Raw genomic sequence first — 26,876 nt, forward strand, 5'->3', positions numbered from 1 at the left:
GCGCGCAGGCGTTACGAGGGGTGCGTGGGCGCCGTCGGCCCGCCGCCCGCCCACTCCTCGTACGCCGACCAGGCCTCGAGCATCCGCCCGCTCTCGAATCGGTGCTCCCGGCCCGTCACGGGATCCCTGAACTCCAGGGTCCGGGCGAGGAGTTGGAGCGGGCGGCGGAAGTCGTCCGGCGCCACCTCGTCGAGGATCGCCGGGTAGATCGGGTCACCGAGGATCGGCAGGCCGAGCGCGTTCATGTGGACGCGCAGCTGGTGGGTGCGGCCGGTGTGGGGGAGCAGCCGGTAGCGGCCGAGCCCACCGCGGTGCCCGACGAGCTCGATCCGGCTCTCCGCGTTCGGCTCCGCGCCGGGTACTTCGCGCGCGGCCAGCACCCCGCGCTCCTTCTCGATCCGGCTGCGCACGGTCCTCGGCAGGGCGATTCCCGGGTCGTGGGCGGCCACCGCCTCGTACTCCTTGCGTACGCGCTTGTCGCCGAACAGTGTCTGGTACGCGCCGCGTTCCTCGGGCCGGACGACGAACAGGACGAGGCCCGAGGTGAGCCGGTCGAGCCGGTGCGCCGGACCGAGCGCCGGCAGGTTCAACTCGCGCCGCAGGCGCGCCAGCGCGGTCTCGGTGACATGGCTGCCGCGCGGCGTCGTCGCAAGGAAGTGCGGCTTGTCGGCGACGACGATGTGCTCGTCCCGGTACACGATCCCGATGGGGAACGGCACCGGCACCTCGGGCGCCAGGTCGCGGTGGAACCACACCCAGGCGCCCGGCACATACGGCGCGTCCGCCGTCACCGCGGCCCCGTCCGCGCCCACGATCCGCCCCTCGCGCAGCATCGCGTCGATCACCGCGGGTCCGGGCGCGAGCCGCTCCACGAGATGGTCGCGCACGGTGCTCCAGGCGCCGTCGAGCGGCAGCATGACCCGGAAGGCGTCGATGCCGTCGCGCTGCGGCAGCGGGGAGGGCGGAATGCGCCGCTTACGTCTCATCGCGGCCCAGCCTACGGGCGGCCGCCGGTCCCCAGGAACCACGGACGGAGGCGGGCGGCCGGGGGCAGGATGGGGCCCATGCCGATCACGATTGCGCAGGTCCTGGCCACCGGCACGCTCGCCCGCGGCCCTCAGCCCACCATCGAGGCCGAGGGCGGCCTCGTCCTGAGGCCCTGGCGGGACGACGACGTGCCCGCCGTGTACGCGGCGTTCCGCGACCCGACGATCCAGCACTGGCACGCGCGGGTCGCGGAGTCCGAGGACGAGGCGCGCGGCTGGATGGAGGAGTGGAGGGACGCCTGGGAGGGTGAGCAGAGGGCGAGTTGGGCCCTCGCCACGGCGGACACCGGCGAGGTGGTGGGCCGCACGGGGCTGCGGTCCCTGTCCCTGCACGAAGGACTGGCCGAGGTCGCGTACTGGGTCCTGCCCGCGGCGCGGGGCGCCGGTGTCGCCCCGCGCGCCGTCGCCGCGCTGTCCCGCTGGGCGCTCGACGAGATCGGCTTCCACCGCCTCGAACTCCAGCACGCCGTCAGCAACATGGCGTCCTGCCGGGTCGCCCTCAAGTCGGGGTTCGCCCTGGAGGGAACGAAGCGCAGCGCGCTCCTGCACGCGGACGGCTGGCACGACTGCCACCTCCACGCGCGCGTGCGGGGGGACCGCCGTCCGCAGGTGTGACGCGGCCGCGACCCGGACCTGCCGCGGTCGCCGCCACCAGATCCCCGCACCGAAGTCCGCGCCTCTTGCGCACGCGCCTCTTGCGCACGCGCCGCTTTCGCGATACATCGTGTGTTGACCTCGATGGTCTATCGCGATATGTTCGGCTACGGATATTCGGATACGGGGTGTCGGGTGCGAGGGGTGAGGTGAGGTCCGTGGCCACGAAGCGGCGCAAGCTGGGCAATCCGCTGGCCCTCGCGGTGATGGTGCTGCTCATGGAGAAGCCCATGCACCCGTACGAGATCGCGCAGACCCTGCGCCGGCGTGGCAAGGACACCACGACGAAGATCAACTACGGCTCGCTCTACACGGTCGTCCAGAACCTGGAGAAGCACGGCTTCGTCGAGGTCGCGGACGTGCAGCGGCAGGGGAACCGGCCGGAGCGCACGCTCTACGGGATCACCGACGACGGCCGGGAGGAAGCGCTCGAGTGGCTCTCCGACCTGCTCGCCGTGCCCGCGCGCGAGTACCCGATCTTCGAGACGGCGCTCTCCCTCATGGGGGTCATACACCCCGACGAGGTGACGCGACTGCTGGAGGAGCGGCTCGCCTCGCTCGAGGTCCAGGCGGCGAGCGCGCGTGGCGGACTCATGAAGCTGTACGAGACGCTGCCGCGGATCTTCCTCGTGGAGACCGAGTATCAGCTGCACATGGTCGAGGCGCAGGCCGAGTGGATCCGGGGCTTCCTGCGGGAGGTCAAGGAGGGCACGCTCGACGGCGTCGAACAGTGGCGGACGTTCCAGGAGACCGGTGAAATCCCGCCGGAGTTCGCCGAGTTGGAGGACACCCGCCCCGACCGGTGATCCACCCGTGAACCGGTGAGGTTCGACCGAGGAAGAGAAGAGAGACCCGGAGAGAAGCAGACCGAGACAGACAAACAGACCCCGGCAGGACTGTTGCAGCAGTCCCGCCAGGGTCTCGAACCCCGGACCGACCCACCGTGCGGCGAGCCAGGCGATCGAGGTGCGGCACACCCAGGATAGCCCGGCGCTCTTCACGTGGATCGGTCGTCATCCGCTCACACCCGCGAGCGGATCCACCGTCGTCCGCTCACACAGGAGAGCCGTCGTCATGAGCACCCGTGCGCCCGCAGTGCAGGCGCGTCAACTCGTCAAGACCTATCCCGGCGATGTCACCGCGCTCAGCGGCCTGGACATCACCGTGGAACCCGGCACCGTCTTCGGCCTGCTCGGCCCGAACGGTGCGGGGAAGTCCACCACCGTCAAGATCCTCACCACCCTCGCCCGCCCCGACTCCGGGACCGCCACTGTCGCGGGCCACGACGTGCTGCGGCACCCCGACCGCGTGCGCCGCGCCATCGGTGTCGTCGCCCAGAAGTCCGGCGCCGATCCCGTCGCCACCGGCCGCGAGAACCTCCAGCTCCAGGGCAGGCTCTACGGCCTGCGCGGAGCCGGCCTGAACCGGCGCGTCACCGAACTCCTCGACCGCTTCCACCTCTCCGACGCCGCCGGACGCCAGGTCAAGGGCTACTCGGGCGGCATGCAGCGCCGCCTCGACGTGGCGCTCGGCCTCGTCCACCGGCCCGAGGTCCTCTTCCTCGACGAGCCCACCACCGGCCTCGACCCGGAGGCCCGCACCGCGATGTGGGACGAGATCACGCGCCTCGCCGGCGACGAGGGCCTGTCCATCCTGCTCACCACGCACTACCTCGAAGAGGCCGACCGGCTCGCCGAGCGCATCGCCGTCGTCGACCGCGGCCATGTCGTCGTCGAGGGCACCCCCGACGGCCTCAAGGGTGAACTGCGCGGGGACGCCGTCCACTTGGAGCTGCGCGCCCCGGTCCCGGACACGGGCCGCACGCTGCTGGAGGGCGCGCTCGCCGCGCTGCCGGGAGTGCGCGAGACCCAGTTCGACGGCCGGCGCGTCAGTGTCCGTACCGACGACGGGGCTGCCGCCGTGCCCGCCCTGCTCGGCGCGCTGGAGAGGGCGGGCGTAGCGGTCACCGCCGCCACCGTGGCCCGGCCCTCGCTCGACGACGTCTATCTCCGCTACGCCGGCCGCCGCTACTCCGAGGCGCAGGCCGCCACCGGGGACGAGTCCGCCGCCGATGCCCTCGCCCCCGCCGGAGGTGCCCGATGAGTACCGCGATCCCGCAGACCTGGTACATGACGCAACGTCAGCTCGTGGTGTTCCTGCGTCAGCCCGCGTATCTGCTGATCACCCTGATCCAGCCGGTGGTCTGGCTGTTCCTGTTCGGCAACCTGTTCAAGAAGGTCGTCGAGCTGGGCGGTTTCGGGACCACGACCTATCTCGACTACCTCATCCCCGGCGTCGTCGTGATGAGCGCGCTCAGCTCCAACATGTGGGCGGGCATGGCGACGCTGGACGAGATCCAGCGCGGCACGCTCAACCGGTTCCTCACCACGCCGGTGAGCCGTGGGGCCCTGATGAACGGCAATGTGGTGAGCAACGGTCTGGTCACCGCGCTCCAGTCCGTCGTCATCGTGCTGCTCGGCCTCCTGGGCGGGGCCGAACTGCCGGGCGGGGCGGGCGGAGTGCTGATCCTCGTCGCCGCCGCGGTGCTCCTCGGCACGGTGTTCGGCGCGCTGTCGAACGCGCTGGGCATGCTGGTCAGGGAGCGGGAGTCGATCATCGGGATCAACACGTTCCTGCTGCTCCCGCTGACCTTCCTGTCCTCCGCGTTCATGGCGCCGTCGCAGATGCCGTCGTGGATGCGGCACGCGGCCGACTTCAACCCGCTCAACTGGGCGATGGTCGCGGGCCGTTCGGCGATGTCCGACCACCCGGACTGGAGCGACGTGCTGACCCGCGGCGGAGCGCTCCTCGTGCTGGCCGTCGCGGCGGTGTGGCTGTCGACCCGCACCTTCCGCTCGTACCAGCGGTCCGTCTGAGCACCACGCCTCAGGGGAGGCGCTCTCCCTGAGGGGGCGCCCCAGGGGGAGTGGGAGACGGCCCTACGCCGTCTCCTGCTCCGCCTCCACCTGCGCGTTCCACTCCCTCTTCGAGGCCTGCCAGCCGTCCTCGTTGTGACCGAGGCGCCAGTACCCGGAGATCGAGAGGTCCTCGCGCGGGATCTCCCGCTCGGTACGCAGATGACGGCGCAGCTCCTTCACGAAGCCCGCCTCGCCGTGCACGAAGGCCTGCACCCGGCCGGCCGGGAACGCCAGCCCGCGTACGGCCTCCACCAGGGCCTCGCCCACCGGCCGGCCGCCGCGGTGCAGCCAGACGACCTGCGCGGCGGAGTCGATCTTCTGCTCCTCGGTGGCGTCGGAGACCTCCACGAAGGCGTGGGCCACGGCGCCCTCGGGCAGCGCCTCCAGGGCGGCCGCGATCGCGGGCAGGGCGCTCTCGTCACCGGCGAGCAGATGCCAGTCGGCGGTTGTGTCCGGGGTGTAGGCGCCGCCGGGACCGGCCAGATGCACGCTCGCGCCCGGCTGTACGTCCCGCGCCCACGGACCGGCGATGCCCTCGTCGCCGTGCACCACGAAGTCGAGCGTCAGCTCGCGCGCCACCGGGTCCCAGGCGCGCACGGTGTACGTACGCGTCACGGGCCACTGCTCGCGCGGCAGTTCCTCGCGGATCCGGCCGAGGTCGAACGGCTCGGGGTAGGTGACGCCGTCGAGCGGGAACTGCAGCTTCACGTAGTGGTCGGTGCAGCCGCCCGCGGCGAACGCGGCGAGGCCGTCCCCGCCGAGGACCACGCGCTGCATGTGCGGGGTGAGCCGCTCGGTGCGCAGGACCTCGCCCCGGTGCGCCGTCGGCTTCCTGCGTTCCGGACGTTCCGCCATGGCGGCCTCCCCTGAAGATCACTGATTACTTAGGTTTACCTAAGTTAACACTCAGCGCTCCAGGGTGGTGAGCAGCCGCTGCAAAGATCCGCCCAAGCCCCAGCGCTCCGCGAGCTTGTCGAGGGCCGCGGGATCGCGCGCTTCGCGCGGCAGCGCCGTGTCCACGTCCGGCAGGGGCACGTCCCCTGCGACCCGCACGACCGTCGGCGCGACAGCGATGTACGGGCGCGACTCGTCCAGGCGCTTGCGCTGCGAGGGCGTCAGCTTCGACTTCGGGTCGTCGACGGCGGCCATGATCCCGGCCAGGTCCCCGAACTGCGCGAGCAGCTTCGCGGCCGTCTTCTCGCCGATGCCGGGCACGCCCGGCAGGCCGTCGCTCGGGTCGCCGCGCAGGAGGGCCAGATCCACGTAACCGGAGCCGTCGACGCCGTACTTCTCGCGCAGCAGTTCCTCGTCGGTGACCTGGAGGGTGCCGACGCCCTTGAGGGGGTACAGGACGCGGCGCTCACGCGCGTCGTCGACGAGCTGGAAGAGGTCACGGTCGCCGGTGACGATGTCGACCGGACCGGTGGCCCGCCCGGTGAACGTGCCGATGACGTCGTCCGCCTCGTACCCCTCGACGCCCACGCGCGCGATGCCCACCGCGTCGAGCACGTCCTCGATGATCGGGACCTGGGGGGAGAGGGTGTCGGGGATCTCCTCCGTGTACGAACCGTCCCGCCCTGCCTCGGTCTCCTGCGCGACGCGATGCGCCTTGTACGAGGGGATCAGGTCGACCCGCCACTGGGGGCGCCAGTCCGCGTCCATGCAGGCCACCAGCGAGTCGGGATGGTGGTCGTGCACGAGCCGGGTGATGAATTCGAGCAGGCCGCGCACCGCGTTGACCGGCGTCCCGTCCGGGGCCTTCACGGAGTCGGGGACCCCGAAATAGGCCCGGAAGTACAGGGACGCGGTGTCGAGCAGCATCAGGCGATCGGTTCGCTGGGTCACGTCCCACATCCTGCCGCACGGCACCGACAGCCACCGCCTCGCGAGGATGTGGCGGATCTGGTTCCGGAAGTGAACACGATGTGAACTGGAACACTCTTCCGTTTGATCTGCATAAGTGAGGGCAGGCGCGCCCCCGGAGCGAACCCGGTCCCTCATTCAACCAATGGATGTGTTTCCGGCCTGCGAGCGGACCTCGCATCGCTCCACGGCCCGCCGGCGGGGGAGGCGGGCCGTCATGGTTCTACCCGAGAGGTGTATGTGTCCACGCTGCAAGCCGAAGACCTGTACAAGGTGTTCGGCAGACGACCCGATGAAGCGGTGGAGAAACTCCGCCACGGAGCAGACCGTGAGGAACTGCGCGCCGCCGGCACCACCGCTGCCGTGATCGACGCTTCCTTCACCGTCGAGCCGGGCCAGATCTTCGTCGTGATGGGTCTGTCGGGCTCCGGCAAGTCCACGCTTCTGCGCATGCTGAACGGACTGCTCGAGCCCACTGCCGGGCATGTCCGCTTCGACGGCCAGGATCTGACCGCGCTCAGCCCCCGCGACCTGCGGGCCGTGCGCTCCAAGAAGATCAGCATGGTCTTCCAGCACTTCGCGCTCTTCCCCCACCGCAGCGTGCTCGAGAACGCGGCGTACGGCCTCGAGGTCCAGGGCGTCCCGCGCAAGGAGCGCGAGCAGCGCGCCGTCGAGGCGCTGCGTCTGGCCGGTCTCGCCGGCTGGGAGAAGTCCTGGCCCGACGAGCTCTCCGGCGGTATGCAGCAGCGCGTGGGCCTGGCCCGCGCACTCGCCACCGACGCGGACCTGCTCCTCATGGACGAGTCGTTCAGCGCGCTCGACCCGCTGATCCGCCGCGACATGCAGGACCAGCTCCTCGAGCTCCAGAAGACCCTGAAGAAGACCATCGTCTTCATCACCCACGACCTGAACGAGGCCATGCGCCTGGGCGACCGCATCGCCGTCATGCGCGACGGCCGCATCGTCCAGATCGGCAGCGCCGAGGACATCCTCGTCACGCCGGCCAACGACTACGTCGCCTCGTTCATCCAGGACGTGGACCGCTCCCGCGTGCTGACCGCGGGCGCCATCATGACCGCCCCCGAGAAGGGGTACGACCCGGCCGACGCGCCGGCGACGGTCACCGAGGACACCCCGGTGATCGAGCTGTTCACGCCGTGCTCCACGGACGGCGTCGCCGTCGCCGTGACCGACGAGAGCGGCAAGCTCACAGGCGTCGTGACGCGGGAACGGCTCCTCGCCGTGCTCGGTGAGCCGATGAAGCCCACCGCGCAGACCTCCATGACGAAGACTCCGAAGGACGCCGTCCCCGCGCCGCGTGGCGAGGGCGACGAGCCGGTGAAGAAGGTGAGCACCGGTGCCTAGGATTCCCTTCGGTGACTGGGTCAACGACGTCGTCGAGTGGCTGCTCAGCAACGCCGCGTGGCTCTTCGACTTCTTCAAGAACGTCTTCAACGGTGCCTACGACGGCATCAACTGGGTCCTCCAGGCCCCGCAGCCGCTGATCCTCGCGGGCATCTTCGCGGTGGTCGCCTTCTGGCTGCGCGGCACGGTGGCCGGTGTCCTGACCTTCGTGGGATTCGCCTTCATCGACTCCCTCGAACTGTGGGACCACGCGATGATGACGCTGTCGCTCGTCCTCGTGGCGACGATCATCGCGCTGGTCATCTCGGTGCCGGTCGGCATCTGGGCGGCCCGCTCCAACCGCGTCAGCGCTGTCGTGCGTCCGGTCCTGGACTTCATGCAGACGCTGCCCGCGATGATCTACCTCATCCCGGCCATCCTGTTCTTCGGCTCGGGCGCCCCCGCCGGCATCGTCGCCACCCTGATCTTCGCTCTGGCCCCCGGCGTCCGTATGACGGAGCTGGGCATCCGGCAGGTCGACAAGGAACTGGTCGAGGCCGCCGACGCGTTCGGTGACACCCCGCGCAACACGCTGTTCCGCGTCCAGCTGCCGCTCGCGCTCCCGTCGATCATGGCCGGTGTCAACCAGGTGATCATGCTGGGCCTGTCCATGGCCGCCATCGCGGGCATGGTCGGCTCCGAGGGCCTCGGCGCCGACGTGAACGAGGCCATCGGCCAGCTGAACGTCGGCCTCGGCTCCGAGTCCGGCGTCGCCATCGTGATCCTCGCGATCTATCTGGACCGCATGACCAGCGCGCTCGGCACCCAGGCCTCCCCGATGGGCCGCCGCGCGCTCGCCAAGGTGCGCGCCGCGCACGGCCTCACGGTCTGGAACTACCGTCCGCGGCCCGAGGTCGCGGTCGTCGGTGTCGTCATCCTCGCGCTCGTCGCGGGCAGCATGGGCATCTTCGGCGGTTCGAAGAGCGCGAACCCCGTGGCGGACGCGTCCGACGTCGGCCAGGGCAAGAAGATCTCCATCGGCTACATCCCGTGGGACGAGGGCGTCGCCTCCACCTTCCTGTGGAAGGAGATCCTGGAGCAGCGCGGCTTCCAGGTGGAAGCCAAGCAGCTCGACGCGGGTCCGCTCTACACGTCGCTGGCCTCCGGCCAGATCGACTTCGAGACCGACTCCTGGCTGCCGACCACGCACGCGCAGTACTGGAAGAAGTACGGCAAGCAGCTCGACGACCTCGGTGCCTGGTACGGCGAGACGTCCCTGGAGCTTTCGGTGCCGGCCTACATGAAGGGCATCGACTCGCTCGAGGACCTCAAGGGCCAGGCCTCGAAGTTCGACGGCAAGATCACCGGCATCGAGGCGAGCGCCGGCGAGATGAGCCTGCTCAAGAGCAAGGTGCTCAAGGAGTACGGTCTCGACAAGGAGTACAAGGTCGTCGACAGCTCCACGCCGGCGATGCTGGCGCAGCTGAAGCGCGCGTACGCCAAGAAGGAGCCGATCGTCACGACGCTCTGGTCCCCGCACTGGGCGTACAACGACTACAAGCTGAAGAAGCTCAAGGACCCGAAGGGTGCCTGGGGCAAGGGTGACGGCGTGCACACGCTGTCCCGCAAGGGCTTCGCCGACGACAACCCCGAGGTCGGCAAGTGGCTCAAGAACTTCAAGCTGACCGAGAAGCAGCTCACGAGTCTTGAGGCCGAGATCAACAAGGCCGGCAAGGGCAAGCAGCAGGACGCCGTCAAGACCTGGCTGAAGTCCAACCCCGGCGTCGTCGACAAGCTGGCCCCGGTCAAGAAGTCGTCGACGGCCGGTGGCAAGGGCGAGGCCGCCCGTCCGGTGAACGTCGCCTGGTTCCCCTGGGACGAGGACGTCGCGGTCACCTACCTGTGGAAGCGGGTCCTCGGCGACCGCGGCTACAAGCTCAACCTGAAGCAGATGGACGTCGGCCCCGTCTACACGGGTCTCGGCTCCGGCGACCTGGACGTCAACTTCGACGCCTGGCTGCCCTATGCCCAGAAGAACTACTGGGACAAGCACAAGGACAACCTGACGGACCTGGGCTCCTGGTACAGCCCGACGTCGCTCGAGATCGCCGTGCCGTCCTACGTGAAGGGCGTCAAGTCCCTCCAGGACCTCAAGGGCAAGGGCTCCACCTTCGACGGCAAGATCATCGGTATCGAGCCGGGCACCGGCGAGATGAACCTGCTGAAGAAGAACGTGCTGCCGGGCTACGGCCTGGACAAGGAGTACAAGGTCGTCGACGGCTCCACGCCCGCGATGCTCGCCGAGCTGAAGCGCGCGTACGCCAAGAAGCAGCCGGTCGCCGTCGTGCTCTGGTCGCCGCACTGGGCGTACAGCGAGTACAAGCTCAACAAGCTGACCGACTCCAAGAAGCTCTTCGGTGAGGGCAACACGATCCGCACCATCGCCAACAAGAGCTTCCCCTCGAAGTACCCGCAGCTCACGAAGTGGTTCAAGAACTTCAAGATGAGCGAGAGCGAGCTGGGCAGCCTCGAGGCGGAGATCAAGAAGCGCGGTCAGGGCCATGAGGAAGAGGCCGTGGACGCGTGGCTGAAGGCGCACAAGGGCGTCGCGGACCGGATGGCTCCGCAGTAGTTCCCGAGTACGTTCCGAAGTAGTTCCGACGCGCGTGGGCGGCCGGTGTTCAGCACCGGCCGCCCACGCGCGTTCCGCCGCTCACATGAAACCGTCCGGCGAACCTGCGTAGGGTGCAAGGAGCCGAGCAGATGACGACGCGCGGGAGGCAGCCGGAGCGATGGACGAACACAAGGAGACTCTTCGGGTGGGCGCGGCCGTGCGGCGCAGGCGCCGGGCCCAGGAGCTCACCCTTGCCACCGTGGCCGAGCGCAGCGGCCTGTCCGTCCCGTTCCTGAGCCAGATCGAGAACGAACGCGCCCGGCCGAGCCGGCGCTCCCTGGAGAAGGTGGCCGACGCGCTCGGCACCACGGCGGTCGAGCTCCTGGCCGCCGCCGACCCCGCCCACACCGTGGACCTGGTGCGCGCGGACGACACCACGGTCGCCGAGGACGTGTCCCCCGAATCGGTCGTGCGCTCCCTCGTCCGCGGCCATCACCAGCTGCACGCCGAGGAGTTCATCGGCGACCACGACCCGGGCCGCGAGTTCCAGCTCCGCAACGACGTGCTGATGTACGTCACCGAAGGCGCCGTCGAGGTCGAGGCCGAGGGCAGGGCCTATCGGCTGGGCCGCGGTGACAGCCTGTACCTGACCGGTGGCGTACGGCACCGCTGGCGGGCCACCGCCGGGGACGCGCGCGTGCTCGTCGTCGCGGTCGCCGAACACATCGAGGCGCGGGACGAACCCGGGCGGTGACCGTGCCCCGCGGCCCGCGCGTCGTCTCCCTCGTCCCCTCGCTGACCGAGGCGGTCGCCGTCACGCTGCCCGGAGCCCTCGTCGGTGCCACGGACTGGTGCACCCACCCGGCCGACCTCGGCAGCGGAGTCGTACGGATCGGCGGCACGAAGAACCCCGACGTCGAACGGATCATCGCCCTCGCCCCCGATCTGGTGATCGCCAACGAGGAGGAGAACCGTGCGCCCGACCTCGCGGCCCTGCGCGCCGCGGGACTCGACGTCCTCGTCACCGAGATCCGCGATCTGCCCGGCGCGCTGCGTGAGCTGGAGCGCGTCCTCAGGGCTTGCGGCTCTCCCCGCCGGCCCCGCTGGCTGGACGAGGCCGCGGCGGCCTGGGACGGACTGGAGCCTCCCACCCGGCGGTTGCGGGCGGCGGTGCCGGTGTGGCGGCGCCCCTGGATGGTGCTCGGCAGGGACACCTTCGCCGGTGACGTGCTCGCCCGGCTCGGCGTGGACAACGTGTACGCGGACCACGGTGAGCGCTACCCGCGCCTGGCGGCCGACGAACTGCGCTCGGCGGACATCGACCTGGTGGTGCTGCCCGACGAGCCGTACCGCTTCACGCGCGACGACGGGCCCGAGCAGTTCCCGGTGCCCGCCGCGCTCGTCAGCGGGCGTCATCTCACGTGGTACGGGCCGTCGTTGACGCAGGCGCCGGCTGTGCTGCGCGCGGCGCTGCGAGCAGCTCTCCGCTGATCAGGCCGCGGACCGTGGGCACGGCGGCGCAGGCCCAGGCGGCGGCGAGCACGGCGTACAGGACGACCGCGAGCACGTCGTACGCCGCGAGCCCCGTGTGCTTGGCGAGGCCCTCCGCGCCGGTGACACAGGTGCCGATGGGGAAGGTGAACGCCCACCACGTCATCGAGAACCGCATGCCGCGGCGGCGGGCCCGCACCACGAGCGCCGCCGCGAGCGCCAGCCACAGCAGCGCGAACCCCATCACGGGGACTCCGAACAGGACGGCGAAGACGCCGAACCCCTGGGCGTACGGGGCCGGCAGGACGCCCGGCGCGGTGTCCGCGAACTTGTTGACGGCGGTCGTCGACTGCCCGAGGGGGCCGAGCACGAGGAACAGCGCGGGCGTGAGCATCAGGGGCAGCGGTCCCGCCGTCACCAGGCGCGCGAAGATCACCGGAAGCATCACCGCGGTGGCGATCAGGCTGAGCCCGAACATGGCGACACAGGCGAGGAGCATGGTCTGCTGCCACTGGCCCGACGGGAGATGCGGGACCAGGAGCGGGCCGACGGCCGCGGACACCATGGGCGCCACGACGGGGAGCAGCCACACGGGGGACGCCTGCCCCGGCTCGATCCGGTGCCTGGTCACCATCAGGTACGGGACGGCCACCGCCGCCACGAGCCCGATCACCGTTCCCGCCGTGAAGAGCACCGTGTCCAGGGCGACGGCCGCCTGTGTCCCGATCCAGTCCTGGCCGACGAGCATCGTGCCGCCGCCGACGGCGAGCAGTGCCATCGCGAGGCAGCCGTAGAAGGGGGCCACGGCCGGGTCGAGCAGATGCTCCTTGGCGCGGTCGCTGTGGTGCGTCCAGTGCAGGGCGCGCGCCGTGAGGAGAACGAGGAGCGCCACGAGGGACAGCGCCCACATCGTGGTGCACAGGGCCCGCAGGCCCGGAACGTGCACGGGGAGCGCGGCGCCCGCGTTCGCGATGATCGCGGTTCCCATCACGGACGCGTACCAGTTGGGACCGAGCCGGCGGACGGCCGGACATCGAAGGGACGGGATGCGGGCCGCTGGCAGCGGCTGGGCGGCGGTGACCATGAACCCACGGTCGCGCCGGGCCGGTCCCCCCACCAGGGACCATGCCTCTATGAGGGCATAAGCTGGATTTATGAGCGGCGATACGGCGGGTGCGGCGGACGGTTCTGCGACGGGGGCGGGGCTCGCCCACCGGGTCCCGGACCTCGGCGCGCTGGAACTCCTGCTCGCCGTGGCGCGGCTCGGCAGCCTGGGCCGCGCAGCCCGCGAGACGGGCATCACGCAGCCCGCCGCCAGCAGCCGCATCCGCTCCATGGAACGCCAGCTAGGGGTGGCCCTGGTCGACCGGTCGCCCCGCGGCTCACGGCTCACCGACGCGGGCGCGCTCGTCACGGACTGGGCGCGGCGGATCGTCGAGGCGGCGGCGGCGTTCGACGCCGGGGCACAGGCGCTGCGCGACCGCCGTGACTCGCGGCTGCGGGTCGCCGCGAGCATGACGATCGCCGAGTACCTGCTGCCGAACTGGCTGCTCGCGCTGCGCGCGGAGCGCCCCGACACGGCGGTGTCGCTCCACGCGGGCAACTCGGCGGCGGTCGCGGAGCGCCTCCTGTCCGGCGACGCGGACCTCGGCTTCGTCGAGGGCCTCGCGGTGCCCGCGGGCCTGGACGCCACGGTCATCGCCCACGACCGGCTCATCGTGGTCACCGCCCCCGGACACCCCTGGGCCCGGCGCAGGAAGCCGCTGTCGGCCGACGAGCTGGCGGCGACCCCGCTCATCCTGCGCGAGCGCGGCTCGGGCACCCGGCAGGTCCTCGACGCCGCGCTCGGCGGCCTGGCGCGCCCCCTCATCGAGCTGTCGTCGACGACCGCGGTCAAGGCTGCGGCGGTGAGCGGCGCGGGCCCTTCCGTCCTCAGCGAGCTCGCCGTCGGCGAAGAACTCGCCGCCCGCAGGCTCGTCGAGATCCCGCTCGAAGGCGTCCGGCTGCGCCGGGACCTGCGCGCGGTCTGGCCGACCGGGCACCGGCCGGTGGGGCCGGCCAGGGAGCTGCTCGCTCTCACGCGCGGGCCGGCCTGAGCGCTGCCCGTGACGTCAGGAGCCGCCCCGCGCCGCCGCGCGGATCAGGCCGCCCATGACGCGCGCGTCCTCGCCCATCTCGGGGTGCCACTGCACGCCCAGTACCCAGGCGAGGCCCTGGAGTTCGACCGCCTCGACCGTGCCGTCCGCCGCGTGGGCCGACGCGACCAGACCCCGGCCGAGCCGGTCGACCGCCTGATGGTGGTACGTCGGCACGTCCGACTCCTCGGGCACCAGCTCGCCGTACCGCGTCCCCGGCACGGGCGTCACCGCGTGCGTCCCGAAGACGCCGATGTCCTTGACGTGCCCCTCGATGTGCTGGGTGAGCGTGCCGCCGAGGGCCACGTTCAGGAGCTGCATGCCCCGGCAGATGCCGAGCAGCGGTTTGCCGGACGCCAACGCGGCGCGGATCAGGGCGAGTTCCCACGCGTCCCGCTCGGCCGCGGGCGGCCCGGTGCGCTCCTCGCGCGCGGCGCCGTACCGGCCCGGTTCCACGTCGGGGCCGCCCGCGACGACGAGCCCGTCGAGCCGGGCGACCACCGAGGGCGCGTACGTGGGGTCGTCCGGCGGCACCATCGCGGCGAGGCCGCCCGCTGACTGCACGAGCCGCGGGTACCCGGCGGGCAGCAGCGCGGCGGGCAACTCCCACACGCCCCAGCTCGCCTTCGCCTCCAAGTAGGTGCTGACCCCGATCAGCGGCCTGCCCATCATGTGCCTGTGCTCCCTCGCCATGGTCAGTCCCGTTCCAGTTCGGCCTCTGCCGCCGCGAGCGCCGCGAACTCCTCCTCGGGGGCCCGCGCCACCAGATGCCTGCGGCTGTAGGCCCCGAAGTACCCGACCGCCACCGCGTACACCCCGAGCGCGATCAGCGCCGCCGTCACGTCCACCAGGAACGTGGCGACCAGCGCCGCGCACGCGAGGACCAGCGCCACGGAGGACGTGAGCACGCCGCCCGGAGTGCGGTACGGCCGCTCGAGGCCCGGTTCCCGGCGCCGCAGCACGATGTGCGACAGGGACATCAGAGCGTACGAGATCGTCGCGCCGAACACCGCGACGTTCAGCATGCGGGCACCGTCCCCCGTGGCGGCCGCCAGCGCGAAGCCGATCGCGCCCGGCACGAGCAGGCCGAGGTAGGGCGCCTTGCGCCGGCTGGTGAGCGACAGGAAGCGGGGGAGGTAGCCCGCGCGGGAGAGCGCGAAGAGCTGGCGCGAGCCCGCGTAGATGAGGGAGAAGAACGACGCGACCAGGCCCGCGAGCCCCGCGTAGTTCACGATGCGGCTCAGCGCGGTCGCCCTGCCGCCGGGCTGGAGCGCCTCGACGAGCGGGTTGCCCGCCCCCTGGACGGCGGCCGAGCCGCGCGCCCCCGACGAGGCGAGGAACGTCAGGACGGCGAGGACCACGAGGATCGCCATGGACCAGCGGATGGCGCGGGGCAGGGTGCGCGCCGGGTCCTTGGTCTCCTCGGCCGCGAGCGGCACGCCCTCCACGCCCAGGAAGAACCACATGCCGAACGGGAACGCCGCCCAGATCCCCAACAGGCCCATGGGGAGCCAGGAGTTGGCGCCGAACGCGCCCGTGTCCACGGGGATGTCGTTGAGCCTCGACGCGTCGAAGTCGGTGAACGCGGCGACCGCGAAGACGAGCAGCGCCGCGACCGCGATGCCGGTGACGACGAAGCTGAAGCGCAGCGCCTCTCCCACGCCCCACAGGTGGATGCCGATGAAGACGAGGAAGCAGGCCAGGTAGACCGGCCAGCCGGAGGTCAGGCCGAACAGGCCGAGCGACTCGACGTAGTCGCCGATGAAGATGGAGATGGCGGCCGGCGCGAGGACGTACTCGATGAGGATGGCCGTGCCGGTGAGGAAGCCGCCCCAGGGGCCGAGGGCGCGGCGCGCGAAGCCGTAGCCGCCGCCCGCGGTGGGCAGCACCGAGGACAGCTCGGCCAGCGAGAACACCATGCACGCGTACATGACGCCCATCAGGGCCATCGCGATCCCGAGGCCGCCGAAGCCGCCCTGCGCCAGGCCGAAGTTCCAGCCCGAGTAGTCGCCGGAGACGACGTACGCGACGCCGAGCCCGGTCAGGAGCAGCCAGCCCGCGCTGCCGCGGCGCAGCGTTCTGCGTTCCAGATAGTCGTCCCCCGTGTCACCGGTGGGGCGGGTGTTCTGGGTGTCCAAGGTCATGGCACGGGCTCCCCGTCGTACGGTGGATGCTCAATGGAGTGGATCCATACCTTTGCGGGGAGCATACGAAGAAATCAAGACCCCTGCGTCACGCGCCGGTCCCTCACGGGCTCAGGTCAGGAAGCCCCGCAGGAGAGCGGCGGTGCCGGCGCAGTGCTCGCGCATCATCTCCCGCGCCCCGTCCGCGTCCCCGTCGAGCACCGCCTCCACCAGCGCCGTGTGCTGGCGCTGAGAATGCTCCAGGTTCCGTACCAACAGCGGGATGCAGTCGAGGAGGTCGTTCACCTTCGCGCGCACCGCCGCGTACTGCGCCGTGAGCGAGGGCGACCCGCACAGCTCGGCGAGCGTGAGATGCAGCAGCGTGTCGAGCCGGCGGTAGTCGGCGAGGGGTGCGTCGTGGGTGCGCGCGAGGGCGTCGCGCAGCCGCGCCGCCTGTTCGTCCGTGAGGCCGTGGGCGGCGCACAGGCCGGCCGCGCCGACCTCCAGGACCTCCCGGAAGCGCAGCGCGTCCTCGACGTCCACGTCCTTGAGGCGGCGGCGCAGCTCGTCCTCACTGGGCGCGTCCGTGCGCGCCACCACGAACGTGCCGCCGTAGCGCCCGCGCCGCGACTCGACCAGGCCCTGGTCCTGGAGCACCTTCAGGACCTCCCGCAGGGTCACCCTGCTGATGCCGAGCCGGTCCGCCAACTCCCGCTCGGAGGGCAGGCGTTCGCCCCCCGGCACCAGGCCGAGGCGGACGACCTGGAGGATCTGCTCCAGGGCCTCCTCGAATCCGTTGCCCGCCCGCACGGGCCGCAGCACCGGCGTGAGCCGGTCGTCGCCATCCGTGTGCGACATATGGCCGTACCCCCTTCCCAAGCAATGGTTCTCCGCAATACCTTATGGCTTCCGGCTGACCGAAGAAGCCCGAAGGAGGCCTTCCCGTGGCAGACCGCACACCCCCGCTCGGCGTCGAGGAGCTCACGTCCCTCGTCGAGAGTGGAGAGATCGACACTGTCGTCCTGGCCTTCCCCGATATGCAAGGGCGGCTCCAGGGCAAGCGGTTCGCCGCCCGCTTCTTCCTCGACGAGGTCCTCGCCCACGGCACGGAGGGCTGCAACTACCTCCTCGCCGTCGACACCGAGATGAACACGGTCGACGGATACGAGATGTCCTCCTGGGACCGCGGCTACGGCGACTTCGCCATGCACGCCGACCTCTCCACCCTGCGCCGCGTCCCCTGGAACGACGGCACCGCGATGCTCATCGCGGACCTGGCGTGGAACGACGCCTCGCCCGTCGTGGCCGCACCCCGGCAGATCCTGCGCCGCCAGCTCGACCGGCTCGCCGAACTCGGCTACTCCGCCCACGTCGGCACGGAGCTCGAGTTCATCGTCTTCAAGGACACCTACGAGCAGGCCTGGGACGCGGGCTACAAGAACCTGACCCCGGCCAACCAGTACAACGTCGACTACTCGGTCCTCGGCACCGGACGCATCGAGCCGCTCCTGCGCCGTATCCGCAACGACATGGCCGCGGCCGGCCTCGTCGTCGAGTCCGCCAAGGGCGAGTGCAACCCGGGCCAGCACGAGATCGTGTTCCGCTACGACGAGGCCCTCGTCACCTGCGACCAGCACGCCATCTACAAGACCGGCGCCAAGGAGATCGCGGCCCAGGAGGGTGTCTCGCTCACCTTCATGGCCAAGTTCAACGAGCGCGAGGGCAACTCCTGTCACATCCACCTCTCGCTCCAGTCGATCGACGAGCCCGGCACCAACGTCATGGCGGGCACCGCGGACGACCCCGGCGGGATGTCACCGGTGATGCGGCACTTCCTCGCGGGCCAGCTCGCCGCGCTGCGCGACTTCTCACTGCTCTACGCGCCCAACATCAACTCGTACAAGCGCTTCCAGCCGGGCTCCTTCGCGCCGACCGCGGCCGCGTGGGGCTACGACAACCGCACCTGCGCGCTCCGCGTCGTCGGCCACGGCCGCTCGATGCGCTTCGAGAACCGCCTGCCCGGCGGCGACGTGAACCCCCACCTCGCGGTCGCCGGACTCGTGGCCGCCGGCCTGTACGGCATCGAGCAGAAGCTCGAACTGCCCGAGGAGTGCACCGGAAACGCCTACACCGGCGAGTACGAGCACGTTCCCACGACGCTGCGCGAGGCAGCCGAGCTGTGGGAGAACAGCCCCATCGCCAAGGCCGCGTTCGGCGACGAGGTCGTCGCGCACTACCGCAACATGGCGCGGGTCGAACTGGACGCGTTCGACGCCGCCGTCACCGACTGGGAACTCCGCAGGTCGTTCGAAAGGCTCTAGCGTGCACGACATCCTCAACCCGGCGACCGAAGAAGTCATCGCCACGATCCACGGGACCTCCCGCGACCAGGTCGACGCCGCGGTGCTGCGCGCCCACCGGGCGCAGCGCGGCTGGGCGGCCGCGGCCCCCGCCGACCGGGCCCGCCTCCTGCGCCGCTTCGCCGCCGTCGTCGACGAGCACGTCGAGGAACTCGCCCGCCTGGAGGTCCGCGAGGCCGGACACACCATCGGCAACGCCCGCTGGGAGGCCGGCAACGTCCGCGACCTGCTCGACTACGCGGCCGGGGGAGTGGAGCGGCTCACCGGCCGCCAGATCCCCGTCGCCGGCGGCCTCGACATCACGATCCTCGAACCCCTCGGCGTCGTCGGTGTCATCGCGCCCTGGAACTTCCCCATGCCGATCGCCGCGTGGGGCACGGCCCCGGCGCTCGCCGCCGGGAACGCGGTGATCCTCAAGCCCGCCGAGACGACCCCGCTCACCGCGCTCCGCCTCGCCGAACTCGCCCTGGAAGCAGGCCTTCCCGAGTACCTCTTCCAGGTCCTTCCCGGCGCGGGAGACGTGGCGGGAGCCGCCCTCGTGGAGCACCCCGGCGTCGCCAAGATCGTGTTCACCGGCTCCACCCGCGTCGGCAAACACATCATGGCCGAGTGCGCCGGCCAGGTGAAGCGCGTGACCCTGGAACTCGGCGGCAAGAGCCCGAACATCGTGTTCGCCGACGCCGACATCGAGGCGGCCGCCGCGGCGACCCCCATGTCGTTCCTCGACAACGCCGGCCAGGACTGCTGCGCCCGCACCCGCATCCTCGTCCAGCGGTCCGTGTACGACCGGTTCCTCGGGCTGCTCGCGCCCGCGATCGAGTCCGTCGTCGTCGGCGACCCCGCCGACGAGAAGACCCAGATGGGCCCGCTCATCTCCAAGTCCCAGCTGGAACGCGTCCGTTCGTACGTCGACGGGTCAGCGGCCGCAGTGCGGGGCAGCGCCCCCGAGGGCGCCGGATTCTGGTTCCCGCCGACCGTCCTCACCGACACCGCCCCCGACGCGCCCGCCGCCTCCGAGGAGGTCTTCGGGCCCGTCGCCGTCGTCCTGCCCTTCGACGACGAGGCCGACGCGGTCCGGCTCGCCAACGCCACCGAGTACGGGCTCTCCGGGTCCCTGTGGACCCGTGACGTGGGGCGCGCCCTGCGCGTCGCCGGGGCGGTCCGCGCCGGGAACCTCTCGGTCAACTCCCACTCCAGCGTCCGCTACTCGACCCCGTTCGGCGGCTACAAGCAGTCCGGCGTCGGCCGCGAACTGGGCCCCGACGCCCTCACCGCCTTCACCGAGACCAAGAACGTCTTCATCAGCACGGAGGGTCCCGCACAGTGACAGAGAACATCTGCCGCCGCCTCACCGGCCGCACCGCCGTCATCACCGGAGCCGGCAGCGGCATCGGCCTCGCCACCGCCCGCCGCCTCGCCTCCGAGGGCGCGAACGTGGTCTGCGCCGACATCGACGAGAGCGCCGGCAAGAAGGCCGCCGAAGAGGTCGGCGGCACCTTCGTCCAGGTCGACGTCACCGACGCCGAACAGGTCGAGGCCCTCTTCAGGACCGCGTACGACACCTACGGCTCGGTCGACATCGCCTTCAACAACGCCGGGATCTCGCCCCCCGACGACGACTCCATCCTGGACACGGGCCTGGAGGCCTGGAAGCGCGTCCAGGAGGTCAACCTCACCTCCGTCTTCCTGTGCTGCAAGGCCGCCATCCCCTACATGCGGCAGCAGGGCAAGGGCTCCATCATCAACACCGCCTCGTTCGTGGCACGGATGGGTGCGGCGACCTCCCAGATCTCGTACACGGCCTCCAAGGGCGGCGTCCTCGCCATGTCGCGCGAGCTCGGCGTGCAGTTCGCCCGCGAGGGCATCAGGGTCAACGCCCTGTGCCCGGGCCCGGTCAACACCCCGCTCCTCCAGGAGCTGTTCGCCAAGGATCCCGAGCGCGCCGCGCGACGCCTCGTGCACATCCCGGTCGGCCGCTTCGCGGACGCCGACGAGATCGCCGCCGCCGTGGCCTTCCTCGCCAGCGACGACTCCTCGTTCGTGAACGCCACCGACTTCCTCGTCGACGGCGGCATCTCGGGGGCGTACGTCACGCCTCTGTAGGGGACGCGCCCGGTAGGTGTACGGTCCCCAGACATGCGTAACAGAGATGTTGCCGCGTGGACTTCAGCCGTGGTCACCGTCCTGGTGGCCACGGCTCTCGTCTCTCCTGCGGCCGCCGCCACGTCCGCTCCCACCACCGACCGGGCCTGCCCGCAGCTCTCGAAGAAGCTGTCCTGGTACGGCCAGAACCGGGCCAGGCTCCAGCGCATGATCGACGAGCGCGGGACCTGCTCCGGCCACCACGGGCCCCGGCCCGTCGCCGCGTTCGACTGGGACAACACCGTTTCCAAGAACGACGTCACCGACGCGACGATCGCCTGGTCGCTCAAGCACGACAAGATCCTGCGGCCCGCGAGCTGGAAGAAGACCAGCAAGTGGCTGACCGACGACGCCGACAAGGCACTGACCGCCGCCTGCGGCACCGCCGTACCGGTCGGTGCGCCCCTGCCGACCTCCACCGACACCGACTGCACCGACGAGATCTTCAACATCCGCGAGTCCGGCAGGACCATGAGCGGCGCCGCCGCCTTCGCCGGTGAGTGGAACCACCGCCGCACCGTGCCCCAGTACGCCTGGGTGCCGCAGCTGTTCGCCGGACACACCGTCCCCGAACTGGAGTCGTACGCCGCCCAGGCCCGCCGCGAGGCCCTGGCCGCACCCGTCGGCTCGACCCAGACGCTCGGCACGCACACCATCCCCGGCTACGTGCGCTACTACGAGCAGCAGCGCGACCTCATCCGCACGCTGCAGAAGGCCGGGTTCGACGTCTACATCGTGTCGGCCGGGTCCGAGCCCGTGACCGAGGTGTGGTCGGGCGGCCGGGGCGGCGTCGGCATCGACCGTGCCCACACCATCGCCATCCGCTCCGTCCTCGACAGCAAGGGCCGCATCACCACCTACAACGAAGGCTGCGGCGGGGTCGGACGCACCCAGGGCGAGGCCATCCCGTACATCGACGGCAAGCGCTGCTGGATCAACCAGGACATCTTCCATGTCAAGGGCAAGTCGGCCTGGGAGAAGCAGCGTCGGAGCAAGCGCATCGCCCTCGGTGGCGGTGACGCCGACACCGACGTCACCTTCGTCGGCGACGCCACCGGCGCGCACCTCGTGCTCAACCGCAACAAGAACGAGGTGATGTGCCGCGCCTACGACAACGCCGACGGGCGCTGGGTCGTGAACCCCATGTTCATCGAACCGCTCCCGCGCAAGTCCGGCAGCTACCCCTGCTCCACGGCCGCGTACAACCAGCCCGAGGGCGGCTTCGGCCCGGTCCTGCGCCCGGACGGCTCCGTCGTGCCCGACCGGGCGGACGCGGTGTACTGACCTTCCCCGCGCAATTTAGAGTGCCGGGATGAGCATGACGCCCCCGCCCGGCTGGTATCCGGACCCCACGGCCCCGCCCACCGAGCGATGGTGGGACGGGGCCGCGTGGACCGAGCACCGGCGGCAGCCGCAGAACACCCCGGCCGCGCCACAGGCTTTCGGGCCGCCCGTCGAGCCCCCGCTCCCGGCCGCGGGCCCGCAGCGCCCGCCCGCCGCACCGGGCCGCCGCGCCAGGACCGTCGCCCTGGCCGCCGCCGGCATCGTGCTCGTCGCCTCCATCGCCACCGGCGCCGTGCTGCTCGGCCGCGGCGGCGACGGCCCCCACACCCGCACGGCACCCACCGCGAGCGCCCCGACGCCCAAGGACCCGACCGCCACCGCGAGCAGCGCCGAGCCCACCCCCACCGAGGACGCGTCCACCGCCGTCGACCAGCTCAACGGCATCACGCTCCCCGTCCTCGACGGCTGGCAGAAGGCCGAGAACGTCGTCGACGACGACATGCTGATCACCACCCCGCGCACCTACGACTGCCCGGGCGACTCGGGGCTGTGCCGGCACGGCACCGTCGTCTCCCGCACCGTCACCGGGACCGACGAGACCTCACCCGAGGTCATCGCCGAACGGGACATCAAGGACGCCGCGAACGCCTCGTACGACAAGAACGGCATCAACCAGCAGCCCTTCGGCGGCATCGAGTCGCACCAGCGGATCGCCGCCCGCCAGATCGCAGTCGCCGGACGCGCCGGCTACCTCGTCCGCTGGAAGGTGAAGACCGGGAAGGGGCCCGGCGGTTACGTCCAGTCCGTCGTCTTCCCCTCCAGCGTCGGCTCCGAGTCCCTGGTGACCGTCCGCATCACCGTCGACGCCGGCAAGGACGCGCCGCCGCTCTCCGACATGGACCGCATCGTCAAGGGCATCAAGGCGGTCGGAGACAGCGGGTCGGACGGCGGCGTGGGCAGCAGCATCGGCCCCACCGACACGCCTTAGCGTCCTCAGGCACTCAGGTACTCAGGTACTCAGGGTCCTCAGAGGAACGTGTAGCCCTCGCCGCGGTACGTCGGCACGGTCGCCGTCACCGTGTCGCCCTCCACCAGGCGCAGCACGTCGAACCGCTCGCACAACTCGCCGGCCTTCGCATGCCGGAACCACACCTTGTCGCCGATCAGCAGATCGTCGGCGGGCGACCCGAGGAGCGGTGTCTGCACCTCGCCCGGGCCCTCCTGCGGGTCGTAGCGCAGGCCCTCCGGGAGATACGGGACCGGCAGCCGGTCGGCTCCCGGTGCGCCCGACGCCGGATAGCCGCCGCCGAGCACGGTCACGACCCCGACGCCCGGCCTGCGCACCACGGGCTGCGCGAACAGGGCGGCGGGCCGGCCCGTGAACGACGTGTAATTGTCGAACAGGCGCGGCACATAGAGACCAGACCCCGCAGCGATCTCGGTCACCGCGCGCTCGGCCGCGGTGTGCTGCACGCTGCCCGTGCCGCCGCCGTTCACGAACTCCAGGTCCGGCGCCACCGTCCGTACCGCGCGCACCACTTCGGCCCGCCTGACCGCGAGCTCCTTGCGGGCCGCCGCCTGCATCAGCCGGATCGCCCGCGACCGCACCGGCCGCCCCGCGACCGCGTCCCCGACACCCGCGACATGCCCCTCGTACGCCATCAGACCCACGAGCCGGAACCCCGGCCGCCGGGCCACGGAGCGCGCCATGTCGGCGACTTGGGCGGGGGAGCGGAGCGGGGAGCGGCGGGCGCCGACCCGCACGCGGCCGCCGAGCACCTGCCACGAGGTGTCCAGTTCCAGACAGACCCTGATCTCCTCGCGCCCGCCGTCCCGCGCGTCGTCCATCAGCCGCAGCTGGGCCGGGTCGTCGACCATCACCGTGACCGCCGCCGCCAGCTTCGGGTCGTGCGCGAGCTCGGCGAAGGCGGCCCGGTCCGCCGACGGATACGCGAGCAGCACGTCCTCGAAACCGGACCGCGCCAGCCACAGGGACTCCGCGAGCGTGAACGACATGATCCCGGCGAAACCGTCCCTGGCCAGCACCCGTTCGAGGAGGGCCCGGCAGCGCACCGACTTGCTCGCGACGCGGATCGGCTTTCCGCCCGCCCGCCTCACCAGGTCGTCCGCGTTGGCGTCGAACGCGTCCAGATCGACGATCGCGAGCGGGGCGTCGAGATGAGCGGTGGCCCGGTCGTAGCGGGCCCTGTCGGCTGCGCGGGGTGTCATGGCCGAAGCCTGCCAGACACGATTACCGCGGGGTAGGGGGAGGATCCGGGCAGATCGTCCTGACCTGCGGTCCGGGTTCCCTGCGAAGCCGCGTCAGCCCGTAGAGTGACGCGCACGCAGGACGAGAACGGGACGGGAACGGGGAGGCATGAGCACGCAAGCGCGCCGCGCGCCGATCCCGCCGCGCCCCTCCCAGCCGCCCACGCCGCGCGACGAGTCGGCCGACGCCTCCGCCGGCCCGGACGCGTCGATACCCCCGCGCCCCGCGCACACCCCGGCGCCGGACCACACGCCTCCGCCGCCCCCGGCCTCGGCCCGCTTCCCGGACACCCCGCCCGTGCCGGGCGCGCCCGCGGCACCCGCGTCCGACCGGCCGGCGCCCGCCACGCGCCCCGGGGCCGGCCCCCTGCCGCCCGAGCGCCCGACGGAGACCACGACCCGGCTGCGCCCGATCAGGGACACCGCCGCGCAGAGCGCCGACGGCCCGCCCCCGCCCCGCCCCGCCACACCCCCCGCGGCAGCCGCCCCGCGCCGCCCCGCCACCCCGCCGCGCGGCCCCGGCGAACCGCACGCCACCGTCCCCTGCCCCGCCGCGCCCCCGCGCGTCCCGGGCGAGCCCCCCGTCGGGAGGCGCCCGGTCGGAGCCGTCGACCTCACCCCGCAACCCGGCGCCGGCCGCCCCTTCGTGTTCTTCGCCCGCCCCGCCTCGTACGACGACAGCACCACCCGCCTGCGCCCCATCGGCTCCCGGATACGGCCCCGCGTCGCGGCCGCCGCGGCGTGTGCCGTGCTCGGACTCGGCCTCATCGGCGGTGCGGCGACCGGGAGTTGGCTGGCCGGGGACGGTGACGGCAGCATCGGCTCGCCGAGCTCGTACGCCGCCGCCGGAACCCTCTGGCACAGCGTCCCCGTCGACCGGCTGTTCCCGCCCGTCATCAAGGGCGACGGAGCGGGCCCCGGCGGCGCCGACCGCACCTGGACACGCATCGCCGTCGCCCCGGACAGCACCTGCGAGAACGCCTTCGACCCGCTGCTGCAGAGGGCGCTCGGGCCGGCCGGGTGCGTGCGCCTCCTGCGCGCCACCTACACCGACGCCACCCGCAGCCATGTCACCACCGTCGGCCTGCTGTTCACCAAGGCGGACACCGAGGCCATGAAGGCGTTGCGCACCCGGTTCACCGAGGACGGTCTCGACCGCAGGAACGACCTCATGCCCCACCCGTACGCGGCCAAGGGCACCCTCGCCGCAGGGTTCGGCGACGCCCAGCGCGCCTCCTGGACCATCTCCGTCCTCACCGACGCCCCTGTCGTCGCCTACGCCGTCTCCGGCTTCGCCGACGCCCGTACCGTCACGGACCCGCAGCCCGCCGCCGAGGCCATGAAATCCGGCAGCGCCACGACCCCCGCACAGGCCGGTCTCGGCTACGAGGCACAGGGCATCGCCGACCGCGTGGAACGCAGCCTGCGCGCCGCCGTCGCCAAGGCCACCGAGGAGCCGTCATGACCCGCACGGCCGCCGCCTGGCGCAACGCCGCCACCGCGCTCACGGCCGCCGCGGCCCTCGCGCTGCTCCCGTCGACCACCGCCCACGCCGACTCCATCCGCGCCCAGCAGTGGGGCCTGGACGCCATGCACACCGAGGAGGCCTGGCGCACGACCAAGGGCAAGGGCATCACGGTCGCCGTCCTCGACACCGGTGTGGACGACACCCACCCCGACCTCAAGGGCAACGTCCTGCCCGCCAAGGACTTCGTCGGCTTCGGAGCCAAGCGGGGCGACCGCTCCTGGGCCCGGCACGGCACCGCCATGGCCGGGATCATCGCCGGTCACGGCCACGGCCCCGGCGGCGACGACGGCGTACTCGGCATCGCCCCCCAGGCGAAGATCCTGCCCGTCCGCGTGATCCTGGAGGACGGCGACCCGGCCCGCAGACAAGCCCGCTCCAGCCGGGGCAGCGCACTCGCCGACGGCATCCGCTGGGCCGCCGACCACGGCGCCGACGTCATCAACCTCTCCCTCGGCGACGACTCCGCCACCGCCCACCCGGAAGCCACCGAGGACGCCGCCGTCCAGTACGCCCTGAAGAAGGGCTCCGTCGTCGTCGCCTCCGCGGGCAACGGCGGCAAGAAGGGCGACCACGTCTCCTACCCGGCCGCGTACCCCGGAGTGATCACGGCCACCGCAGTCGACCGCTACCTCCACCGCGCCCCCTTCTCCACCCGCCGCTGGTACGCCACCGTCAGCGCCCCCGGCAACGCCATCGCGATCGCCGACCCCGACCGCACGTACTACTCGGGCTGGGGCACCAGCGCCGCCTCCGCGTTCGTCTCCGGCGCCGTCGCGCTGGTCCGCGCCGCCCACCCCGGGCTCACGCCCGCGCAGATCAAGCAGCTCCTCGAGGACACCGCCCGCGACGCCCCCTCGGGCGGCCGCGACGACTCCCTCGGCTTCGGCTTCGTCGACCCGGCGGCCGCGATCCGCAAGGGCGACTCCCTCAAGCCCGAGGGCCTGCGCTCGGCCACGTACTCGGAGAAGTTCTTCGGCACGGGACCCGACGCCCCCGACGCCGACGGCTCGACCGGCTGGGTGGGCGCCGTCGCGGGAGGCCTCGGCGTCGTACTCCTCGCGGCCGCCGTCTATCTGTGGCGCGGGCGTCGCACGGTCCGCTGACCT

Annotated in this window: 24 protein-coding genes; 16 read left to right on the forward strand and 8 right to left on the reverse strand. The window is 71.8% G+C overall.

All coding sequences use genetic code 11. The features are described from left to right. Window positions 1-11: 11 nt before the first annotated feature. Window positions 12-986: an RluA family pseudouridine synthase gene (locus OHO83_RS34980; RefSeq protein WP_266668588.1), complete on the reverse strand. Its 975-nt coding sequence runs from the start codon at window positions 984-986 to the stop codon at window positions 12-14. A gap of 78 nt (window positions 987-1,064) precedes the next feature. Here OHO83_RS34980 and OHO83_RS34985 point away from each other — a divergent pair, with 78 nt between their 5' ends. From OHO83_RS34985 to OHO83_RS35000, 4 genes are all read left to right on the forward strand, one after another. After that, window positions 1,065-1,661, forward strand: a complete 597-nt coding sequence (locus OHO83_RS34985; protein WP_266668586.1) for a GNAT family N-acetyltransferase — start codon at window positions 1,065-1,067, stop codon at window positions 1,659-1,661. A gap of 197 nt (window positions 1,662-1,858) precedes the next feature. Further along, window positions 1,859-2,506, forward strand: coding sequence for a PadR family transcriptional regulator (locus OHO83_RS34990; protein WP_266668584.1), 648 nt, complete (start codon window positions 1,859-1,861; stop codon window positions 2,504-2,506). A 268-nt stretch (window positions 2,507-2,774) separates the two neighbouring features. After that, the gene (locus tag OHO83_RS34995) at window positions 2,775-3,803 is read left to right on the forward strand and encodes an ATP-binding cassette domain-containing protein (protein WP_266668582.1); all 1,029 of its coding nucleotides are present in this window, start codon (window positions 2,775-2,777) and stop codon (window positions 3,801-3,803) included. Next, window positions 3,800-4,576: an ABC transporter permease gene (locus tag OHO83_RS35000; protein ID WP_266668580.1), complete on the forward strand. Its 777-nt coding sequence runs from the start codon at window positions 3,800-3,802 to the stop codon at window positions 4,574-4,576. The genes OHO83_RS34995 and OHO83_RS35000 overlap by 4 nt, the downstream gene beginning before the upstream one ends. A 63-nt stretch (window positions 4,577-4,639) precedes the next feature. Here OHO83_RS35000 and OHO83_RS35005 read toward each other — a convergent pair whose 3' ends face one another. Continuing rightward, complete coding sequence (locus OHO83_RS35005; RefSeq protein ID WP_266668578.1) at window positions 4,640-5,473, reverse strand: siderophore-interacting protein; 834 nt, start codon at window positions 5,471-5,473, stop codon at window positions 4,640-4,642. A 51-nt stretch (window positions 5,474-5,524) separates the two neighbouring features. Then, complete coding sequence (locus tag OHO83_RS35010; protein ID WP_330280254.1) at window positions 5,525-6,472, reverse strand: 5'-3' exonuclease; 948 nt, start codon at window positions 6,470-6,472, stop codon at window positions 5,525-5,527. 249 nt (window positions 6,473-6,721) lie between these two features. Here OHO83_RS35010 and OHO83_RS35015 point away from each other — a divergent pair, with 249 nt between their 5' ends. The 4 genes from OHO83_RS35015 (at window position 6,722) to OHO83_RS35030 (ending at window position 11,930) form a co-directional block, all read left to right on the forward strand. Further along, window positions 6,722-7,846, forward strand: a complete 1,125-nt coding sequence (locus OHO83_RS35015; protein WP_266668574.1) for a quaternary amine ABC transporter ATP-binding protein — start codon at window positions 6,722-6,724, stop codon at window positions 7,844-7,846. Next, a complete protein-coding gene (locus OHO83_RS35020) occupies window positions 7,839-10,457 on the forward strand; it encodes an ABC transporter permease/substrate binding protein (RefSeq protein WP_330280255.1) in 2,619 nt (872 codons plus the stop codon). Before OHO83_RS35015 ends, OHO83_RS35020 begins: the two co-directional genes overlap by 8 nt. A gap of 160 nt (window positions 10,458-10,617) precedes the next feature. After that, complete coding sequence (locus tag OHO83_RS35025) at window positions 10,618-11,193, forward strand: helix-turn-helix domain-containing protein (protein ID WP_266668570.1); 576 nt, start codon at window positions 10,618-10,620, stop codon at window positions 11,191-11,193. Then, a complete protein-coding gene (locus OHO83_RS35030) occupies window positions 11,190-11,930 on the forward strand; it encodes a helical backbone metal receptor (protein ID WP_406318711.1) in 741 nt (246 codons plus the stop codon). The genes OHO83_RS35025 and OHO83_RS35030 overlap by 4 nt, the downstream gene beginning before the upstream one ends. On the opposite strand, the gene OHO83_RS35035 is transcribed toward OHO83_RS35030, so the two are convergent. Continuing rightward, window positions 11,857-13,014 carry a TDT family transporter gene (locus tag OHO83_RS35035; protein WP_330280256.1) on the reverse strand — a complete coding sequence of 386 codons (1,158 nt, stop codon included), beginning with the start codon at window positions 13,012-13,014 and terminating at the stop codon, window positions 11,857-11,859. The two genes, OHO83_RS35030 and OHO83_RS35035, sit on opposite strands and share 74 nt — an antisense overlap. A gap of 70 nt (window positions 13,015-13,084) precedes the next feature. Between OHO83_RS35035 and OHO83_RS35040 the strand changes: the two genes are divergently transcribed. Beyond that, window positions 13,085-14,026 carry a LysR family transcriptional regulator gene (locus OHO83_RS35040; RefSeq protein ID WP_266668566.1) on the forward strand — a complete coding sequence of 314 codons (942 nt, stop codon included), beginning with the start codon at window positions 13,085-13,087 and terminating at the stop codon, window positions 14,024-14,026. 15 nt (window positions 14,027-14,041) lie between these two features. On the opposite strand, the gene OHO83_RS35045 is transcribed toward OHO83_RS35040, so the two are convergent. From OHO83_RS35045 to OHO83_RS35055, 3 genes are all read right to left on the reverse strand, one after another. Further along, window positions 14,042-14,734, reverse strand: coding sequence for a gamma-glutamyl-gamma-aminobutyrate hydrolase family protein (locus OHO83_RS35045; RefSeq protein ID WP_266676210.1), 693 nt, complete (start codon window positions 14,732-14,734; stop codon window positions 14,042-14,044). A gap of 26 nt (window positions 14,735-14,760) precedes the next feature. Further along, window positions 14,761-16,209, reverse strand: a complete 1,449-nt coding sequence (gene eat, locus OHO83_RS35050) for an ethanolamine permease (protein ID WP_266668564.1) — start codon at window positions 16,207-16,209, stop codon at window positions 14,761-14,763. 111 nt (window positions 16,210-16,320) lie between these two features. Beyond that, window positions 16,321-17,046 (reverse strand): FadR/GntR family transcriptional regulator, encoded by a 726-nt coding sequence (locus OHO83_RS35055; RefSeq protein WP_329435995.1) that lies wholly within the window; start codon window positions 17,044-17,046, stop codon window positions 16,321-16,323. 86 nt (window positions 17,047-17,132) lie between these two features. Here OHO83_RS35055 and OHO83_RS35060 point away from each other — a divergent pair, with 86 nt between their 5' ends. Genes OHO83_RS35060 through OHO83_RS35080 form a run of 5 tightly spaced genes read left to right on the forward strand, consistent with a single transcriptional unit; the run spans window position 17,133 to window position 22,962 of the window. Next, entirely contained in the window at window positions 17,133-18,509 is a 1,377-nt protein-coding gene (locus OHO83_RS35060) for a glutamine synthetase family protein (RefSeq protein ID WP_329435996.1), read from the forward strand. Window position 18,510: 1 nt separating this feature from the next. Further along, window positions 18,511-19,875: an aldehyde dehydrogenase family protein gene (locus OHO83_RS35065; RefSeq protein ID WP_266668558.1), complete on the forward strand. Its 1,365-nt coding sequence runs from the start codon at window positions 18,511-18,513 to the stop codon at window positions 19,873-19,875. Beyond that, window positions 19,872-20,651, forward strand: coding sequence for a 3-oxoacyl-ACP reductase (locus OHO83_RS35070; RefSeq protein WP_266668556.1), 780 nt, complete (start codon window positions 19,872-19,874; stop codon window positions 20,649-20,651). Before OHO83_RS35065 ends, OHO83_RS35070 begins: the two co-directional genes overlap by 4 nt. Before the next feature lie 33 nt (window positions 20,652-20,684). Beyond that, a complete protein-coding gene (locus tag OHO83_RS35075) occupies window positions 20,685-21,974 on the forward strand; it encodes a haloacid dehalogenase-like hydrolase (protein ID WP_266668554.1) in 1,290 nt (429 codons plus the stop codon). A 28-nt stretch (window positions 21,975-22,002) separates the two neighbouring features. Then, window positions 22,003-22,962 (forward strand): DUF2510 domain-containing protein, encoded by a 960-nt coding sequence (locus tag OHO83_RS35080; protein ID WP_330280257.1) that lies wholly within the window; start codon window positions 22,003-22,005, stop codon window positions 22,960-22,962. Between the two features lie 38 nt (window positions 22,963-23,000). On the opposite strand, the gene OHO83_RS35085 is transcribed toward OHO83_RS35080, so the two are convergent. Continuing rightward, window positions 23,001-24,203, reverse strand: a complete 1,203-nt coding sequence (locus OHO83_RS35085; RefSeq protein WP_266668552.1) for an amino acid deaminase/aldolase — start codon at window positions 24,201-24,203, stop codon at window positions 23,001-23,003. 148 nt (window positions 24,204-24,351) lie between these two features. Between OHO83_RS35085 and OHO83_RS35090 the strand changes: the two genes are divergently transcribed. Together OHO83_RS35090 and mycP are read left to right on the forward strand one after the other, a co-directional pair. Next, on the forward strand, window positions 24,352-25,707 hold the full coding sequence (locus tag OHO83_RS35090) for a hypothetical protein (RefSeq protein ID WP_330280258.1): 1,356 nt from the start codon (window positions 24,352-24,354) through the stop codon (window positions 25,705-25,707). Then, complete coding sequence (gene mycP / locus OHO83_RS35095) at window positions 25,704-26,873, forward strand: type VII secretion-associated serine protease mycosin (protein WP_266668548.1); 1,170 nt, start codon at window positions 25,704-25,706, stop codon at window positions 26,871-26,873. Before OHO83_RS35090 ends, mycP begins: the two co-directional genes overlap by 4 nt. The last annotated feature ends 3 nt before the right edge of the window (window positions 26,874-26,876 follow it).

It is taken from the genome of Streptomyces sp. NBC_00569, assembly GCF_036345255.1.
Taxonomy (GTDB): domain Bacteria; phylum Actinomycetota; class Actinomycetes; order Streptomycetales; family Streptomycetaceae; genus Streptomyces.

Bases quoted from the DNA above. Each gene is read 5' to 3' on its own strand.
- OHO83_RS35080 (WP_330280257.1), top strand. From the start codon at position 22,003: ATGAGCATGACGCCCCCGCCCGGCTGGTATCCGGACCCCACGGCCCCG.
- OHO83_RS35045 (WP_266676210.1), bottom strand. From the start codon at position 14,734: ATGGGCAGGCCGCTGATCGGGGTCAGCACCTACTTGGAGGCGAAGGCG.
- OHO83_RS35090 (WP_330280258.1), top strand. From the start codon at position 24,352: ATGAGCACGCAAGCGCGCCGCGCGCCGATCCCGCCGCGCCCCTCCCAG.
- OHO83_RS35005 (WP_266668578.1), bottom strand. From the start codon at position 5,473: ATGGCGGAACGTCCGGAACGCAGGAAGCCGACGGCGCACCGGGGCGAG.
- OHO83_RS34985 (WP_266668586.1), top strand. From the start codon at position 1,065: ATGCCGATCACGATTGCGCAGGTCCTGGCCACCGGCACGCTCGCCCGC.
- OHO83_RS35040 (WP_266668566.1), top strand. From the start codon at position 13,085: ATGAGCGGCGATACGGCGGGTGCGGCGGACGGTTCTGCGACGGGGGCG.
- eat (WP_266668564.1), bottom strand. From the start codon at position 16,209: ATGACCTTGGACACCCAGAACACCCGCCCCACCGGTGACACGGGGGAC.
- OHO83_RS35075 (WP_266668554.1), top strand. From the start codon at position 20,685: ATGCGTAACAGAGATGTTGCCGCGTGGACTTCAGCCGTGGTCACCGTC.
- OHO83_RS34980 (WP_266668588.1), bottom strand. From the start codon at position 986: ATGAGACGTAAGCGGCGCATTCCGCCCTCCCCGCTGCCGCAGCGCGAC.
- OHO83_RS35035 (WP_330280256.1), bottom strand. From the start codon at position 13,014: ATGGTCACCGCCGCCCAGCCGCTGCCAGCGGCCCGCATCCCGTCCCTT.
- OHO83_RS35010 (WP_330280254.1), bottom strand. From the start codon at position 6,472: ATGTGGGACGTGACCCAGCGAACCGATCGCCTGATGCTGCTCGACACC.
- OHO83_RS35055 (WP_329435995.1), bottom strand. From the start codon at position 17,046: ATGTCGCACACGGATGGCGACGACCGGCTCACGCCGGTGCTGCGGCCC.
- OHO83_RS34995 (WP_266668582.1), top strand. From the start codon at position 2,775: ATGAGCACCCGTGCGCCCGCAGTGCAGGCGCGTCAACTCGTCAAGACC.
- OHO83_RS35025 (WP_266668570.1), top strand. From the start codon at position 10,618: ATGGACGAACACAAGGAGACTCTTCGGGTGGGCGCGGCCGTGCGGCGC.
- OHO83_RS35000 (WP_266668580.1), top strand. From the start codon at position 3,800: ATGAGTACCGCGATCCCGCAGACCTGGTACATGACGCAACGTCAGCTC.
- mycP (WP_266668548.1), top strand. From the start codon at position 25,704: ATGACCCGCACGGCCGCCGCCTGGCGCAACGCCGCCACCGCGCTCACG.
- OHO83_RS35085 (WP_266668552.1), bottom strand. From the start codon at position 24,203: ATGACACCCCGCGCAGCCGACAGGGCCCGCTACGACCGGGCCACCGCT.